The organism is Vibrio sp. PSi01, from assembly GCF_054960695.1.
This window is the reverse complement of the sequence record NZ_JBHNYN010000001.1, coordinates 537,427-554,122: the sequence shown is the minus strand read 5'-3', so window position 1 is coordinate 554,122 and position 16,696 is coordinate 537,427. Positions and strand designations below refer to the sequence as shown.

General features: G+C 42.4%; 15 protein-coding genes. 11 read left to right on the top strand and 4 right to left on the bottom strand.

The window, feature by feature from the left end; genetic code table 11:
- Positions 1-150: 150 nt before the first annotated feature.
- Complete coding sequence (locus ACFI6G_RS02510; RefSeq protein WP_016768082.1) at positions 151-2,199, bottom strand: methyl-accepting chemotaxis protein; 2,049 nt, start codon at positions 2,197-2,199, stop codon at positions 151-153.
- A 104-nt stretch (positions 2,200-2,303) separates the two neighbouring features.
- On the opposite strand from ACFI6G_RS02510, the gene ACFI6G_RS02505 reads away from it, so the two are divergent.
- Positions 2,304-2,789 (top strand): C40 family peptidase, encoded by a 486-nt coding sequence (locus tag ACFI6G_RS02505; protein ID WP_016768083.1) that lies wholly within the window; start codon positions 2,304-2,306, stop codon positions 2,787-2,789.
- Positions 2,790-2,943: 154 nt separating this feature from the next.
- Here ACFI6G_RS02505 and ACFI6G_RS02500 read toward each other — a convergent pair whose 3' ends face one another.
- A complete protein-coding gene (locus ACFI6G_RS02500; RefSeq protein ID WP_010440912.1) occupies positions 2,944-3,288 on the bottom strand; it encodes a DUF3802 family protein in 345 nt (114 codons plus the stop codon).
- 546 nt (positions 3,289-3,834) lie between these two features.
- Here ACFI6G_RS02500 and ACFI6G_RS02495 point away from each other — a divergent pair.
- Together ACFI6G_RS02495 and ACFI6G_RS02490 are read left to right on the top strand one after the other, a co-directional pair.
- Positions 3,835-4,701 carry a fructosamine kinase family protein gene (locus ACFI6G_RS02495; protein ID WP_016768084.1) on the top strand — a complete coding sequence of 289 codons (867 nt, stop codon included), beginning with the start codon at positions 3,835-3,837 and terminating at the stop codon, positions 4,699-4,701.
- Between the two features lie 93 nt (positions 4,702-4,794).
- Positions 4,795-4,998: a CPXCG motif-containing cysteine-rich protein gene (locus ACFI6G_RS02490; protein ID WP_004733789.1), complete on the top strand. Its 204-nt coding sequence runs from the start codon at positions 4,795-4,797 to the stop codon at positions 4,996-4,998.
- Positions 4,999-5,215: 217 nt separating this feature from the next.
- On the opposite strand, the gene ACFI6G_RS02485 is transcribed toward ACFI6G_RS02490, so the two are convergent.
- Positions 5,216-5,824 (bottom strand): riboflavin synthase, encoded by a 609-nt coding sequence (locus ACFI6G_RS02485; RefSeq protein ID WP_016793299.1) that lies wholly within the window; start codon positions 5,822-5,824, stop codon positions 5,216-5,218.
- Positions 5,825-5,986: 162 nt separating this feature from the next.
- Here ACFI6G_RS02485 and ACFI6G_RS02480 point away from each other — a divergent pair, with 162 nt between their 5' ends.
- Complete coding sequence (locus tag ACFI6G_RS02480) at positions 5,987-7,357, top strand: MATE family efflux transporter (protein ID WP_010440918.1); 1,371 nt, start codon at positions 5,987-5,989, stop codon at positions 7,355-7,357.
- Between the two features lie 143 nt (positions 7,358-7,500).
- Here the strand turns inward: ACFI6G_RS02480 and ACFI6G_RS02475 are convergent, their stop codons facing one another.
- Positions 7,501-8,343, bottom strand: coding sequence for a DNA ligase (locus tag ACFI6G_RS02475; protein WP_016793298.1), 843 nt, complete (start codon positions 8,341-8,343; stop codon positions 7,501-7,503).
- A gap of 298 nt (positions 8,344-8,641) precedes the next feature.
- On the opposite strand from ACFI6G_RS02475, the gene ACFI6G_RS02470 reads away from it, so the two are divergent.
- The 7 genes from ACFI6G_RS02470 to ACFI6G_RS02440 all read left to right on the top strand — a co-directional run bounded on the left by ACFI6G_RS02470 (position 8,642) and on the right by ACFI6G_RS02440 (position 16,652).
- The gene (locus ACFI6G_RS02470; protein WP_010440922.1) at positions 8,642-8,971 is read left to right on the top strand and encodes an STAS domain-containing protein; all 330 of its coding nucleotides are present in this window, start codon (positions 8,642-8,644) and stop codon (positions 8,969-8,971) included.
- A gap of 61 nt (positions 8,972-9,032) precedes the next feature.
- Positions 9,033-9,866 carry an OmpA family protein gene (locus ACFI6G_RS02465; RefSeq protein WP_016790727.1) on the top strand — a complete coding sequence of 278 codons (834 nt, stop codon included), beginning with the start codon at positions 9,033-9,035 and terminating at the stop codon, positions 9,864-9,866.
- Positions 9,863-11,962 carry an SLBB domain-containing protein gene (locus ACFI6G_RS02460; protein ID WP_010440926.1) on the top strand — a complete coding sequence of 700 codons (2,100 nt, stop codon included), beginning with the start codon at positions 9,863-9,865 and terminating at the stop codon, positions 11,960-11,962. Before ACFI6G_RS02465 ends, ACFI6G_RS02460 begins: the two co-directional genes overlap by 4 nt.
- Positions 11,962-12,651 carry a P-loop NTPase family protein gene (locus ACFI6G_RS02455; protein WP_010440929.1) on the top strand — a complete coding sequence of 230 codons (690 nt, stop codon included), beginning with the start codon at positions 11,962-11,964 and terminating at the stop codon, positions 12,649-12,651. The genes ACFI6G_RS02460 and ACFI6G_RS02455 overlap by 1 nt, the downstream gene beginning before the upstream one ends.
- Positions 12,652-13,263: 612 nt before the next feature.
- A complete protein-coding gene (locus ACFI6G_RS02450; RefSeq protein WP_010440931.1) occupies positions 13,264-14,256 on the top strand; it encodes an ABC transporter substrate-binding protein in 993 nt (330 codons plus the stop codon).
- Positions 14,257-14,515: 259 nt separating this feature from the next.
- Positions 14,516-15,415, top strand: a complete 900-nt coding sequence (locus tag ACFI6G_RS02445) for an ABC transporter permease (protein ID WP_010440933.1) — start codon at positions 14,516-14,518, stop codon at positions 15,413-15,415.
- Complete coding sequence (locus ACFI6G_RS02440; protein WP_010440936.1) at positions 15,408-16,652, top strand: quaternary amine ABC transporter ATP-binding protein; 1,245 nt, start codon at positions 15,408-15,410, stop codon at positions 16,650-16,652. Before ACFI6G_RS02445 ends, ACFI6G_RS02440 begins: the two co-directional genes overlap by 8 nt.
- Positions 16,653-16,696: the final 44 nt, after the last annotated feature.

The following is a 16,696-nucleotide window of genomic DNA, read 5'->3' as shown; positions in this document are numbered from 1 at the left end:
GTTTTCTACATGCCATCTTTCAATATAAGGCCCAAAAAAAGCAGGCGCTCAAACCATTTATTAGTCATTCCGCGCTAATAATGAGTTTAAGCGCCTTGCTCTTGGTATCGAGACGCTGGCTTGTTATTCAGAGAAATCTTTTCTAACTGGTTATCTACTTAATACGTACTTATGAAGCATCGCTTGTTGATGCCCTGCAATGTCAGCAACTTGCTCTGAGCTTTCAATCATAGACTCTAGCTGTAGCTTAGTGTTTTCGCCCTGCTCTGACACGCGTGTAATGGAATGGGTTACATCAACAGTAGCGCGAGCTTGCTGTTCGGTTGCGACCATGATTTGCTCAACTCTACCTTTTATCTGGCTGACTGCTACGTCGATTTTCTCAAAAGCTTGTTTTACATCACCACTGGTTTTCAATGCATTAGCCATTTCGCTTCGAGACTCGCTGACTGACATACGAGATCGATCAGCTGCAGCCACCAGCTCATTCATCATGCTGCGAATATTGGTGGTTTGCTGGGATGTACCGCTCGCCAGTTTTCTTACTTCATCTGCAACCACTGCAAAGCCACGGCCCTGTTCTCCGGCACGTGCAGCTTCAATCGCAGCATTAAGGGCTAATAGGTTGGTGTTTTCAGCAATGCCACTGATCATATCAACCATTTCACGAATTTGTTTTACTCGCCCGTCTAGATCTGCCATCGATTCTTCGTTCAAGCTTAACGAGTGCTCTAATGCCTGAAGACGCTGTTGATTCAAGCCAACCACCTGACTTCCGGTGACCGATTCATCTTCCGCTAATTGAGCGTCATCGTTCGATGCATTCGAGATACGTGCAATTTCGCCTATAGAAGCTTCAAGTTGAGTAATCGTTGTGATCATGTTTTGCAGAGATTCATTCTGCTCGTTTAAGCTTGAATTCGTCTGCTCTGCAGCATCGTGACTAACTTCTGCTGTTTGATAAAGTGTTTCACAGTTTCGAGTGACCAAGCGAACTGAGTCGGCGGTGGAATCTACGACGGTATTTAACTGTGATGCGATAACCTGCAGCTCTAATGGCCCTACTAATTCGCTTTGTTTAGAAAAGTCATGTTCGGCGAGTAAATTCAGCTGCTGGGTAATATTTTTTAAGCCTTTGTTGACCCAATGACGTAGCACAAGCCACGAAATAATAATGATCACAGCGATCACTAAACCGCTAGTGAATAACACCCTGTCAATGTTAGTGATGGTTTGGTTTACAACCAACTCACTTGCATCAATCAAGTGTGAAGCCGTCGATGATAATTGATTCAGTGTGCCGATAACCTTGTTCGCTAAGGTAATGACTTCAGCTAAATTCTGTTTTTGTTTTTCAGCTAACTCTAATTTCCAGAGGATCTGTTTGATCACCCCTTCTTCTGTGAATCCTTCTTTCACCATGTCATAAGGTGCAGTCAGGCTGGCAAACTCAACAATATCTGGATGCCATTCTGAAAAATCGTCGTACGCTAAGTTTATTCCTGCAATGCGATTTCTTAACTCTCGAAATTCATCTTCCGCTTTGTCTAAGTCAGATTGCATCAACAGCATTAAGAATGTGTTCGCCATTGCCGAAGCACTTGCCGTGAATCGGTTAGCGGCATCATGTGCTTCGGGGTTATTCTGAACTAAAAAAGAGCTAATACGATTCATTTCAGGCCCAATAGAACTAACACCGTAGCGAAACCCTCCTATTTGGCTATCAATGAGGTTTTGTTTACCTTGAATATCAATCTGAGCCAATAACACGCTGTTGGTCATATGTTGTAGCTGAGCCATATCATCAATCAGGCTTTGCTTTTGCTCTAGAGAAATCGCATCGGGGAAGGATTGAGAAATAAAAAGAAGTTCGTCTAGCGTTTGATTGCTCTCTGCAGCTAATTGCTCAATTGCTGATCGTGTTGTGTTGAGTGTGTCTAAATCGGTTGATTGCGTGCTGTAGGTAAGGAGTTTTACTTGTTCTAATACGCTCTGCGTCAACTGAGCGTTGTTTAGTGCTAGGGGCAATGCTTGTTCAGACAACGTATCAAAATGCCCTCCAACCCGCTCTACACCTCGAATACTGACCATCGATAAAAAGGTGACGAGCAAAAGAATCGAAATAAATACAGCAGTGACGGTTTGAATGAGCGAGAATGTATAACGTGAAGGTTTTATTGATAAATTTGTGTCGGGCATGTGAAATCCAGTTTGACTACGAAAAGAGATATCCTTAAGTTGTTCCGTATACTAGAAGTCGTTGATGACGTTTTTATTTCAGTTTTTTGTCAGAAGAGTTACATATGAAAATCAGAAAAATGCTTGCAGTTACAATAACTTTAGTAACATTGACTGCTTGTAGCTCTACGCCACCGCCTTTTAGTTACAATAAAGTACCGTCAAAACCCTTATCGAAATCAGAGCAAGCTACCGCAAATGCGTATTTGAGCGTGTACGAGCAATGGAAAGGTGTCCCTTATCATTTTGGCGGCACTTCATTTCGAGGAATAGATTGTTCGGCTTTCGTTCAAATCGCTGTTCAGAATGCAACGCAACAGGCTTTGCCGCGCACGACCAAAGATCAGAGTAAACAAGGTGTAGAAATTGCGTATGAGCAAGCAATAAGTGGTGACTTAGTATTTTTCAAAACCTCACCAAAAGTACGACATGTAGGTGTTTATCTGGGAAACAAACAGTTCTTACATGCGTCGACATCTAAAGGTGTGATTATCTCAAGGTTGGATAACCCTTATTGGGCTTCGAAGTTTTGGCACTTTAGGCGCATATAACGCGTCAGTCTTTCACCTCTTTGATAACGCTTACGACCCGGTGAATAGATGTACGTAAGAAGCACTAACGCTTAAAATATTAGTGCTTCAAATAGAGTCGTTCAAAATACTGGTGCTTAAAACTTCTAATGCTTAAAGAAATAAGCTCTGACGGTTAATCGTATTTAGCGACAGCAGTATCAAATAAGTTTTTAACTAAGGCGATGTATTCGTCTAGGAACACAATCTGCTCGTTAGTTGCTTTCTTTGCCCAAACGCCCGCAAGCACTTCACCTAAATCAGCGACTACGGCATCTGCTTCTTTCAACAATTGAAAGCGCACGCTAGAGTGCAGTTCAGGATTTTGTTCAAAGATAGCCATGATGTTGGTTGAAATCATGTCAGTAACAATGTCTTCTACACTTTCATTTCCTGTATCACCATTACTGTTGGTAAATACATCCAAATTGAACGATAAGTGCTCGATTAAAGCCAAATAGCCATCGGTTTCTACAACCACAATAAATCTCCGTTTTAAGCTCTAGAGCAGATTAATACGTATTAAGCTAATACTATGTAAATGAAGTCATTTGTCATCATTTTATTATCAAAAGTCGTATTTAAATGATCCCTGTTAGCATTTAAGCTCAAAATTGAATCAATATACAAATAAAGCCAGAAAGTTCGACTTAGCAATAGCTTTCAACATTTTTAAATACGCAAGAACATAAGTTTTGCTATCCATGACTTACCCTAGCATGAGTACCTACTAAAATTTAAGCGTAAACAATAACAACCCATGCGCACTTTTCTAGTTAGTAGCCTAACATTGAACGTCAACTGTGAGGTTTATTCCAAAGTGCATATGGCTACCATTTGTCATTTTTTATCGAGTTATCAATGGTATTGAATTAGCTTGAGTTCACAGATTAGCCAATTCATTCATCATAAGAAGGCTTAGAATTAAGAACATTGACTAGTGCGTCTATAAATCGCTCAGTTTTATCCTAAACTATTGTTAATCAACAAACCGTATTTCTAACCAACCGTTCTTTGAGGATTTCCTATGTGGCAGGCCATTTCTCAACAGCTTTCAGATACACTTTTATTCAACTTTCAGATCACTGAACGTACTAAGGTTTCTGGTGGTGACATTAACGATTGCTATATGATTAGCGACGGCAATGAGCGTTATTTTGTTAAGGTAAATCAACGAGAGTTTCTACCTAAATTTGAAATAGAAGCTGAGAACCTGCGCTTATTAAGAGATACCTCCACCGTTTATGTACCTGAGCTTGTGCTTATTGGTAAGACTAAGGAGTGCTCGTTCATTATCCTGAATTACTTGCCAACTAAGCCGCTTGAAACTGGCAATAACAGCTTTGATTTTGGTGTACAGCTTGCCCGACTTCATCAATGGGGAGAGCAAAAAGAGTTCGGTTGCGATCAAGACAATTACATAGGCATTACTCTTCAACCTAATCCGTGGCATAAAAAATGGGGACGTTTTTTCTCTGAACAACGTATTGGTTTCCAACTTCAGCTGTTGAAAGAAAAAGGCATCGAATTTGGCGACATTGACGATATAGTCGACGTGGTGAATATGCGACTAGCGAGCCGTAACCCACCCCCTTCACTACTTCATGGCGATCTTTGGAATGGTAACGTGGCTAATTCAGCGTTTGGCCCTATCTGTTACGACCCTGCATGTTATTGGGGTGACCATGAATGTGATATTGCATTAACAGAATTGTTTCATGGGTTCCCTCAAGAGTTTTATGAAGGCTATCAAAGCGTCATGCCTTTGGACGTTGGCTATACTGATCGAAAAGACATTTATAACTTGTACCATCTTCTCAATCACTGCAATCAATTTGGCGGCGAATACTTAGCGCAAACCGAAGCATGTATTCAGAAGATTCAAGCCGTTTAGTACCAATCACGGTGGTTGACCAAAACGATTCAAGCTATCACGATCGATATAAGCGACTTAGGTTAGTATCAGTTACAGTGAGGAGAACTTGCCATGCATAAATACACAGAAAAACACGTGTCCTGCCCTCATTGCGGGCATGCAATCAGCATAACGCTCGACGCCTCCAATGGCAGTCAGGATTTTTACGATGACTGCCCCGCTTGCTGCAACGCCATTCACTTGGACATGCAGGTCGACGAAGTTAGAGATAGGATAAACCTATCGATTGATGCCGATGACGAACAGGTTTTCTAAAAAAGGTTTGCTAACAAGTATGACTGTTGCCACATGCCTAAAGTCATACTAGCAACAACAAAGCTAAAAAGAGCACATCAAGTGCTCTTTTTATTGTTTAAGCCATCGAATGATACAGCTTGTGATTTTCACTAGTTATTCAGCCGCCAGCTTCAACTTTTATTCGTTTAACCATCATAGTTAAACGTGCAAGCCAGCCTAAAGCTAACGGTTCAGGCTACTTTTTGTTCGCCATAATACGTTCAACGGTATCGACGATCGCTTGTGTTTGAGGGTCGAATTCAATATTGACCTCATCTCCGACTTCACGTCCTCCAAACAAAGTTCGATTCAATGTTTCTGGAATGAGATGCACAGAGAAACGGTTGTCTTCGACTTCACCAATAGTCAGTGAACATCCATCAACACCAATGTAGCCTTTACTTAGCACGTACTTCATCGACGCTTCTGGCATTTCAAACCATAGTGTACGGTTGTTTTCCGTTTTGATGACTTCAACCAGTTTTGCCATTAGCGTAATGTGTCCGGACATGCTGTGGCCACCAATTTCATCACCGAACTTAGCTGCACGCTCTACGTTTACTTCGTCCCCAATATTCAACTGACCGAGATTAGTTAATCTTAACGTTGCTTGCATTAAATCAAACGCAACACGGTTTCCTGAAATTTCAGTTACCGTTAAACAACAGCCATTATGAGCTACTGAAGCACCAATCGCTAAGCCCTCTACCATTTTGTCTGTCAACTCAATGGTATGGGTTTGAAACGACTCTTTTTTGTTTATCGCAACCAGTGTTGCCATACCTTGAACGATACCTGTAAACATAAGATTCCTATTTAGCATTTTAGTAACAGTTTTTCATAGCAGTTATTGTGACATTTCTTTATGATTCGTCCAGTGGAAGCTTAATGATCAGCGTCTTTGATTTCTTCAGAGTGTCCATTCCCACATTTTCAATCTAATTTAATCTCTAATCTGGAGTAATTTGTGCATCGTTACAAAGAAGAAGCCTTGAATCTAATCAAACTTGCGACCCCAGTGTTGATCGCATCTGTGGCACAAACCGGAATGGGTTTTGTCGATACTGTGATGGCAGGTGGCGTAAGTGCGATTGATATGGCCGCAGTATCTATTGCTGCGAGTATTTGGTTGCCTTCGATTTTGTTCGGTGTCGGCTTGCTGATGGCATTGGTCCCTGTTGTTGCTCAACTTAACGGTTCTGGTAGACAAGCAAAGATTCCATACGAAATTCAACAAGGCATAGTGCTTGCGTTAATTATCTCATTACCAATCATCGGTGTACTGTTCCAAACTCAAGCAATACTTGAGCTGATGGATATAGAAGTCTTAATGGCGAAAAAAACCATTGGCTACATGTATGCAGTCATGTTTGCGGTACCAGCCTTCTTACTTTTTCAAACTTTGAGAAGTTTTACTGACGGCATGTCTTTGACGAAACCCGCGATGGTCATTGGTTTTATCGGTTTGTTATTGAATATCCCGCTCAACTGGATGTTTGTATACGGTAAGCTTGGCGCACCGGCTCTTGGTGGTGTTGGCTGTGGCGTCGCAACCGCTATCGTATACTGGATAATGTTTGCTCTGTTGTTTGCGTATGTGCTGACTTCAAAACGACTAGCGAAGATCAACATCTTTGGTCAATTCCATAAACCAGAGTTAAAGGCACAAATTCGACTGTTCAAACTCGGCTTTCCTGTTGCTGCTGCTCTGTTCTTTGAAGTGACCTTGTTTGCTGTTGTTGCGCTTCTGGTCGCTCCATTAGGCTCATTGATTGTTGCTGCGCACCAAGTTGCGATCAACTTCTCGTCTTTGATATTCATGATTCCAATGAGTATAGGCGCAGCTGTCAGTATTCGTGTTGGTCATAAGTTAGGTGAAAACAATACCGAAGGCGCAAAGATTGCTACACATGTTGGCATAATCGTTGGTTTGGTGACTGCATTGATGACAGCGGCCTTGACAGTGTTGTTCAGAGAGCAAGTATCATTGCTTTACACAGAAAACACAGCAGTAATCACCATTGCAATGCAGCTGCTTATTTTCGCTGCGGTTTATCAATGTACTGATGCAATTCAAGTGATAGCTGCGGGCGCTCTTCGTGGATACAAAGACATGCGATCGATTTTTAACATTACTTTCGTCGCATACTGGTTACTTGGCCTACCGATCGGTTACATTTTAGGTATGACAGATTGGATTGTTGAGCCTATGGGCGCTCACGGCTTTTGGATTGGTTTCATTATCGGTCTAACATCAGCCGCTATTATGCTAGGCATGCGTCTTCATTGGATGCATAAACAGGATGATGACGTGCAGCTCGAGTTTAGTTCTCGTTAATTTAGCTCTCAACAAACAGCAAGAATCGATACCGCATACAAAAAGAGCTCTGATTTTCAGGGCTCTTTTTATAAGGTAAGCGTAGACAGGCATTTATTTCTAAGTCGATATAGCATTTGTCGGGTCACTATATCGAGTATGTCTTAATATTCACTTTTCTCTCTGACAAAACGCGCAAATTTGGGCTTGCCATTTTGAGTGAATCCGTTGTATCGAAAGGTAATTCGACTACCAATCTCTGGCGGCGCCAATCTCAATTTATCGCTAAACCCGCTTCCTATGTAAAACTCAACACCCCCTTCGGTATGAACCAGTATCGAACCCATCATTCCTTTGTATTTACCCGTCCCACCTTTATAGCCAATCACCGTTGCTTCGGCATCGTGGTGCCTTTTCAATTTCAACAAATCATTACTTCGACCTGCTTGATAGCGACTGGTGATTTTACGCAGCATCAAACCTTCACCATTACGTTCATCCACATTGTCTAATTGGTGAAACAAGGTCTCTTCGTTATGAATTGGATAATGCTCGACATAACCAACGTGGGACTCATTAATCACACTGACCCAATGAATAATATTGTAATAGCGTTTCTGATAATCACCTGCTGCGCCAGGCATATCAAACAACATAAGATCAATCTTTCTCCATGCGGTATCACTGGGTATATGATCCAAAACAGTTTGTTGAACGATATGAAAATTACCTCTTCCAGCCCACAACTCTCCTTCTAACTGAACTTTTGGCAGTTTTTCTATAAACCAATTAGGTGCATAAATTCGGTTGCCATTGCGAGTATAAAGATGTTCGCCATCCCACAAGGCTCGAATACCATCTAGCTTTTCACTGGTCCAGTATTGAGAAACATCGATGCCTTGCTGGTAGTTGTTGGCTAAAACCAAGTGTTCTGGTGGTAAGTAAGAAGAATGAGATGTGAATGAACAAGCCCAAAGGGTCGCAATCGCCAATTTCGTTAATCTCATTGTTTGCTCTCTTTTTATCCCAAGTACGCTATATCCTAAATGGTCCTTAGTTTCAGTATGTGGTATTTAATTAAAGATGCGACTCAACCATCAACCTTATTCGGACTAGCGTTTCATTCGCAAAACTAATTGGTTATAGCTCTCAAAAAGCCACTCATTTTTAGTTCTCAGAATGAGAATTTAACTTTCTCAATATGATAACCAATTCAAACACCAATTTAAGCTATTGAAAATAAACAATATAAAAGTTGGCATATTACGTGCTCTTGTTAACTCATACATTCAAGGAGATAACGCTATGGAATTACGTAAGATTGACTTAAACACAACCACATTGACTCTTTCAATTTTTGGTAACCTAGACGCAGCGGGTAGCCGAGATGCTCAAACCGATATTGATGATGTTATTTCAAACGATGGTCACCAAGAAATCGAAGTTGATTTCAGCCAAGTTCAGTTTCTTGATTCATCAGGCGTGGGGGCTATTGTATACATGTTCAAACGTCTTACTGAGCGAGAAAGGAACATGCGCTTAGAAAATGTATCAGGCCAACCACTTGAAATCATGAATTTATTACGCATCGGTCACGCGATCCCAGTTAACTCAAAAAATCCTACTAATTCATGAAGATCCACTAAGCTAGAAGTAACAAAAAATAATAATAAAAAAAAAAAACAAGGACGTTGGCATGAAAATACTGAAAAACTACATAGCCCTTTCTCTGTCTGCTCTACTTCTGGGTTGCACAAGCTACCCAGAACATGGTACCGGCGGATTAGCTGAAAGTTACGATTCCACAAACTATCAAAATTCAGATTTCTCGCCTGTTATGCCAGACGAACCTCTAGGCCCAGAACACGGCCTGCGTTTCGATTGGCAACTAGCAAAACTCCATCTAGATGCCCTAATACAAGAAGGGGCACGTTGGTGCTTCCCTGCGGCTGTCGTTCAAGCTATCGAAAAACAAAACCGTATCGCTCGTGAACTGCAAGGCGGATTGCTGTTAGATGCAGCTAACGATTTGGTTATCCAAAGAAAGCGCTTGAATGAACTGGAAGTTCAACTTGATTACGTGACTTCTCAAGCGCGTTGCGAGCCACCTAAAAACGAAAACCAATTCCGTATGCAACTTTCTGTCATTCAGCAACTGTACGATTTACTCAACGTCGACAACCAATTCGCTGAAAACTCAACTGAAGTTAACCCAAAATACATGGGACGACTTGCTGAAGCGACCAACCTATTGAAAGAACACAAATCGCTGGACTTAGTTGTCACTGGTCATGCCGATGCTTCAGGTCCTGAAGAATACAACGACAAACTGGCACTTGGACGTGCTAAACAAGTAGAACGTTACCTAACTATATTTGGGTTAGATGCTCTTAGAATTAAAGCTGTTTCTGTTGGTGAAACCGTACCACTTTTCGAAGGTGAAACAGACGGGACACACCTGACCAATCGCCGAGTAAGTATTGAAATTATTTCGCCTGAAAATGCTGAGAAAATGGGAGGTGCGCTATGAAAATTATAATGACGCTGATTTTCAGCATCTCGCTTTGTTTTTCGACACTGACCACTGCTGAAGATGAGTTTACAGGTGCAGTACAAGTGGGCGATCTTATTCAAGTTAATGTACCCGGTGAAAGCACTTTGAACACAGGCTTCCAAGTCGACAAGCGCGGCCGAATTACCCTTCCTGAAGTCGGCACTGTGTTTGTTGCGGGTTACGATAATGACCAATTAAATAAAGTAGTGTTAGAGGCACTGGCAACCGCTTACAAAGATCTATCAAACGCTTCCGTTTATGTGAAAGAACAGCAAATTATTATCTCTGTCCAAGGTTACGTTGAGCAACCTGGTGAGTACACATTGTCACTGGGTTCTAGCATTCAGATGGCATTGTATGCTGCGGGTGGTTTACGTCCCGGTGCACAATTAGACAAACTCATCCTAAAGCGTGGCTCCGATAACACAGAATTTAACTACAAACGTTTCTTAGATTCAGGGGACGAATCAACTCTTCCAACCCTTCAATCGCTCGATTCGTTGTTTGTTCCAGCGTCTCCTTTAGTGGGCAACATTGAACAAGAGTTTGATGCCGCGAAGCTTGCTAACTCAGGTGATAGCGCTGATTCTCGTAACTCTATCAAGGTTTTTGGTGAAGTAAATGCTCCAGGCTCTTTTACCTATAAAGAAAACTCAGACTTAGTCGACGTATTGATGCGATCTGGTGGCGTAACGCGTTACGCAAGTGTCGAGCAAATCCGTGTTATCTCGAACAACACACCGACTCTGTTCAACTTAAAGCGCTATCTAGATTCTGGCGATGAAAGCATGCTTCCAATTCTCCGTCCGGGTTCAACGGTTTTTGTCCCTAAACAGGAAGAAGAGATTAAATCTGGTGCGAACACGGTTTATGTCATGGGTGAAGTTGCTGCGCCTGGTGCTTTTGAAGGAAAAAAAGGCGCGACCTTTATGGATATATTGGCTAACGCAGGAGGCCCTACTCGCTTTGCTGAATCGAGACAAATCCGTGTGATCAAATCCAACGGTCGCGTACTTAAGTTCGATCTGGCCGCTTATACAGAAGGTCTTGCAAATTCAGCTCCCCCTTCAATTCAAGCGGGTGATGCGATTTTTGTTCCTGAGAAAACAGACATGAACGAAAAATCATGGTTAAAAATCACACCAGACAGAGCCGTTAACGTGATTGGTGAAGTGAACCGACCTGGCCGTATCGAATGGTCAGATGAAATGAACTTCATGGGCTTGTTAGCACACGTTGGCGGTCCAACACTACGTGCAGACACCTCAAAGATTGAAGTTGTGACAGGTAGAAAGTTAGTTGTGTTTAATCTTGATGAGTTCATTAAAAATGGCGCACCGCGTGATCAAATGCCTTATATACGATCAGGTTCTATCGTAAGAGTGCACGACTTACCACAAGACCCATCCGACAATAAATCACAATGGGTACGTCAAAGCTCAGACGCTTCAATCTACATTTTTGGACAAGTGAATGCGCCAGGTCGTTACCGCTTTACAAAAGACATGCACTTCTTAGATATCTTGTCAGCAGCTGATGGTCCAACTAAGGACGCTGACATACATAATGTTCGTGTTACACACCGCGATAAAACTTATTCTAAGGTCAGTAAACTGAACCTGTCGCTGTATTTTGAAACAGGTGATGAATCGTTACTGCCAAACGTAACTACTGGGGATACAATCTACATCCCAGAAAAAGGCAAAAACTGGTTAGATACACCAAAAGAAGAGACGGTTCGTGTCCTTGGTGCCATTAACAACCCTGGTCGATATGTGTTTAATGACAACATGACCATTCTTGATATCTTGGCCGAAGCCGCAGGCCCTACAGACAGTGCTTACGTAGAAAAAATTACCATTGTGAACATGTCTTGCTGCCAAGGGCAAGCTCGCACCTTTGACCTTGTTGAATTTAGTAAAACTGCCAATATTTACAACCTACCGGTGCTGCGCGCAGGAGACACGATTTACATCCCTGACCGCCGTGAAAGCTTTATTGAAAAAGCACGTGTAGGTTTAGACGACATCTTACGCATCACGACCACTATCGTCCTAATAGGAGCGTTATAATGACTATTTCAGCAACACATGCCGAAGTTGAACAATTGTACCTAGCTTCAGAACTTAACGATCAACGTTCAATTTGTGTCACTGCTTGCCACTCTGGTGACGGCGTAACATCTGTTGCTACTGCACTTGCAGAGCGTTTCTTATTGGCGGGTCATTCGACTCTATATGTTGATCTTAACTTGTTTAATCCCGCTTTTAAGAATGTGAACGTGCTTGAAGAAGATCAGTCGGGGCAACTTATTGAACACATCGAATCACAGCGCATGTTCATAGGCGTCCCAGCTCCGGACGTGGTATCGACTCAATTGGCATATAAAGACCCAGCAACGCTTCAAAAAGCAGTGACTCAATGGTTAGAAAAGTATGACCGTGTGATCGTTGACACCTCACCTTTGCTCAATATTAATAAAGGCAATATTCCAGCTCAATCGGTTGCGAGTGCTTGTGATGGTGCGCTGCTGGTTGTTGCTTACGGAGAAACATCAATCCATCACCTTGCTCAAGCGAAGAAATTACTCGAAGCGAAGAGTATTTCTATGATGGGTTGTGTGATGAACATGAAACAACACCCTAGTTTTGCTCAAGAGCTTGTTAGACAGGTGAATCGGATGAAGTTTATCCCTCAAAAAGTTCGCGACAACTTGGCGAATAGACTTCATCGCAATGAATTCTTGAATTTACCAATGTGATGGCCTAATTCTTCAACAGAATTAGGTTTCGGCACCATTTGTATCAAATACTTCGAGCTCGTCAGATAATAAGATTTAAATAGCATTTACTCGCTGCCATTCTAAAGTGACAGAGACCTGTTTAGTCGTTTCCCTTTACTTTTCACTCAAATCAAAATTGATAATTTTTGCCGAAATTAACTGTTAAAATCAGATTTTAAAGCAAATTCAACGCATTTCACACTCGCCAATCATGGTCTTAGCACCTTCAAATCCACTCTAAAATCAACACCTCTGTGCCTAATTTCGCTGGAATGTGACCCAGACTGTTAAAGTGCCACGTAGATCGCATCAAAGATGGAATTTGTACGATTATTCCCTAAGATTATAAATAGAGGTGGTTTTTGACGAATTTGTAATAGTTTGACAAAGTTATCCGATGGCTGTGAAACACAGTGGATGAATCAAGCGAATCACACTTATCTGCTTTGCGCGCTTATCTACTCTGTTTTATCCCATCCCTCCTTCTGCTCAAATGGTTCAATACACAGAAAGGATCACCATCGAGCAATTTAGTTAGTCAAGTGACCTTGATTAGCTTGGTTGTATTATTAAAGAGAAAGGAAACTCAATATGAAATACAAGTTAAGCTCCGTATTTTTGTTAGTAGCAGCAGCCAGCGGTAATGCTAACGCTGGAGAATGTGGCAGCGTAACAATCGCAGATATGAACTGGAACTCTGCAACACTGATCGCCAATATCGACCAATTCATCTTAGAACATGGTTATGGTTGTGACGCTGAACTTATCCCTGGTGACACCATGCCAACTGGCACTTCTATGATTGAAAAAGGCCAACCCGATGTCGCACCAGAACTTTGGAGTAACAGCCTTAAAGACGCACTTGATAAAGGTGTGAACGAGAAACGCCTCCGCTATGCAGGAAAAGCACTAGTAAACGGTGGTGAAGAAGGCTTTTGGGTTCCAGCTTACTTAGTTAAACAGTACCCGGAGATGGCGACCATCGAAGGTGTACGTAAAAACGCAAGCATGTTTAAACACCCTGAGGACCCAGATACATCTGCATTCTACAGCTGTCCAGCTGGTTGGAACTGCCAAATTAGTGCCGGAAACTTGTTTGAAGCGCTTAAGTTAGAAGATAGCGGCTTCACTATTGTTGACCCAGGATCGAGTGCCGGTTTATCTGGGTCGATCGCAAAAGCTTACGAACGCGAAGAAGCTTGGTTTGGTTATTACTGGGCACCGACTGCCGTTCTTGGTAAATACGACATGGTGAAAGTTGACTTTGGAAGTGGCGTTGACGAACAAGAGTTCCTTAACTGTACAACTAAAGAAGACTGTGACTCACCGAAAGCTACCATGTACCCGCCTTCGCCAGTCCATACTATTACGACAGAAAGTTTTGCGTCACGCGCACCCGAAGCGTACGACTACTTTACTAAGCGTGGTTTCACTAACGACAAAATGAACTCACTTCTTGCTTGGATGGAAGATAACCAAGCAGATGGTGAAGAAGCGAGTATCCATTTCTTGAGCGAGTTCCCAGAAGTGTGGCACCCATGGGTTTCGGAAGAAGTGGCTAAGAAAGTTGAAGCTGAGCTGTAATACTACGTTTGGCAATAGCCAAACTTACTAAGTTTGATCGCCGTTATTTTTGAACATCGCTAGATTCACTGATAGCTAGGAGTCAACGATAACTGCAGTTCAACAATCATTACGCTCAATAAAATGGAAATAACGTCGCTATACTTGATGTTATTCATGATTCGGAGCCTTGTTCGCTAACACTACTTTAATTACCCCTAACTTATAAAAATGGGGTTAGCTTAACGAACAAGTGGCTCCGGACTATAAGGATATAAAAATGGCTGACAGCAATTGGTTATCAAGCTTTCCTGAGATGGAACGCTCTGATTTGCGAGCAATAAAAAAGGCGCTAGATGGCGCATACCGTGAATTTTCCCGTGAATACGGAGAAATGATCGAATCACTATTTGATCCCCTTCTTTCCTTCCTTGTTTGGTTTGAAAAACTCCTTATTTCGACCCCTTGGCTTATCGTACTTGGCGTTTGTACCGCTCTAGTTTACGCCGCGAGTCGTTCTTGGAAATTGGCTTTGGGTTGTGTCTGCTCCCTGCTTCTCATCGGTTACTTTGGTATGTGGGAAGATACGATGCGGACACTCAGTATTATAACAGTATGTACTTTAGTCTCCATTTTCCTAGGGATCCCAATTGGTATCGCGATGGCTCGTTCTAATCGCGTGCAATCAATCGTGACACCACTCCTCGACATCATGCAGACCATGCCTGCGTTCGTTTACCTAATCCCAGTAGTGATGCTTTTGGGTATTGGTAAAATCCCAGGTTTAATCGCCGTTGTGATTTACGCTATCCCACCAGTAATTCGTCTTACTAACCTTGGTATACGCTTAGTAGATAAAGAAGTGTTAGAAGCCGCGACAGCATTCGGGGCAAGTAAGAAACAACGTTTGTGGGGTGTTCAGTTACCGCTTGCGATGCCAACGATTATGGCCGGTATCAACCAAACCATCATGATGGCACTGTCTATGGTTGTTATCGCCTCAATGATTGGCGTTAAAGGCTTAGGGCAACCGGTTCTTAAATCAATCACTAACCAATATTTCACTTTAGGCCTAATGAATGGTTTCGCGATTGTGGCTTTGGCTATCTTATTTGACCGAGCTTCACAAGCTTATGCACGTAGAACCAACGCACACCTAGGAGGATTCAAACATGACTAAACCATTGATTGAAATTAGTGGTCTATACAAAGTGTTTGGACCAAAACCAATGTCAGTGATGAACCGAGTTACCAACGGCGAGCACAAAGATGCCATATTGGCAGACACTGGTCACACTGTTGGTTTAAAAGAGATTAACCTAGAAATTAACCGTGGCGAGATATTCGTTATCATGGGGCTTTCTGGTTCTGGTAAATCGACACTAATTCGTCACTTCAACCGCCTAATTGACCCGACTCAAGGTAAGATCACCGTCGAAGGTATTGATGTCATGAACCTTAATACCAAAGAACTAGAAGAGTTTCGACGCCATAAAATGTCGATGGTTTTTCAACGTTTTGGTTTAATGCCCCATCGAACGGTCATTGAAAACGTTGCGTACGGTCTCGAAGTTCAAGGGATCAAGAAACAGCAGCGGCTAGCAAAGGCGACTGAGTGGCTTGAAACCGTTGGGCTTAAGGGTTATGAGCAACAATACCCTGCTCAACTCTCTGGCGGTCAACAACAACGTGTCGGCTTATCGCGTGCTTTATGTACTGACGCTGAAATTCTACTGATGGATGAAGCCTTCTCGGCGCTCGATCCGTTGATTCGAAGCGAAATGCAAGATCAACTGATCGAGCTACAAGAGAAACTTCATAAAACGATTATCTTCATCACCCACGATCTCGACGAGGCACTACGTTTAGGTGACCGAATTGCAATTTTGAAAGATGGTGAGTTGGTCCAACAAGGTACGCCTCACGAAATTCTGCTTAACCCTGCGGATGATTATGTTGAAGCATTTGTAAAAGACGTGAACCGCGCGCGTGCATTAACGGTTGAGACGGTGATGCAGCCTCCTCTTTACCGCATCACTTCAGAAACGATTGAAGGTGCGCTTGCTCAAATGAAGATGCTGAAAAACGATTACGCTTACCACGTAACAGATGAGGGCTATCAAGGCTTAGTCACTCAAGAAAGCCTGCAAGACGCCGTGGAAGATGTGTCAGTACACGACTTCAGTGAAGAGATATATGAGGAAGTACCAGCGGTACTTCCTGATGCTGTTATCGAAGAAATATTGCCTGATACAATGTCATGTGATTACTCCCTACCTGTTGTTGATGAAGATGGTAATCTTAAAGGCGAACTAGAACGAAGTGCTGTTGCTGAAATATTCACTGAGAATAGCGAGGAAGAAGTAGAGCCAGCCCCAAAGCCGAAACCAAAGATTGATATTGATAAGGCTTCTTAGCTTAATTTGTTCGCTCTTAAGCTTTTAAGCTTCGGAGTTTATCG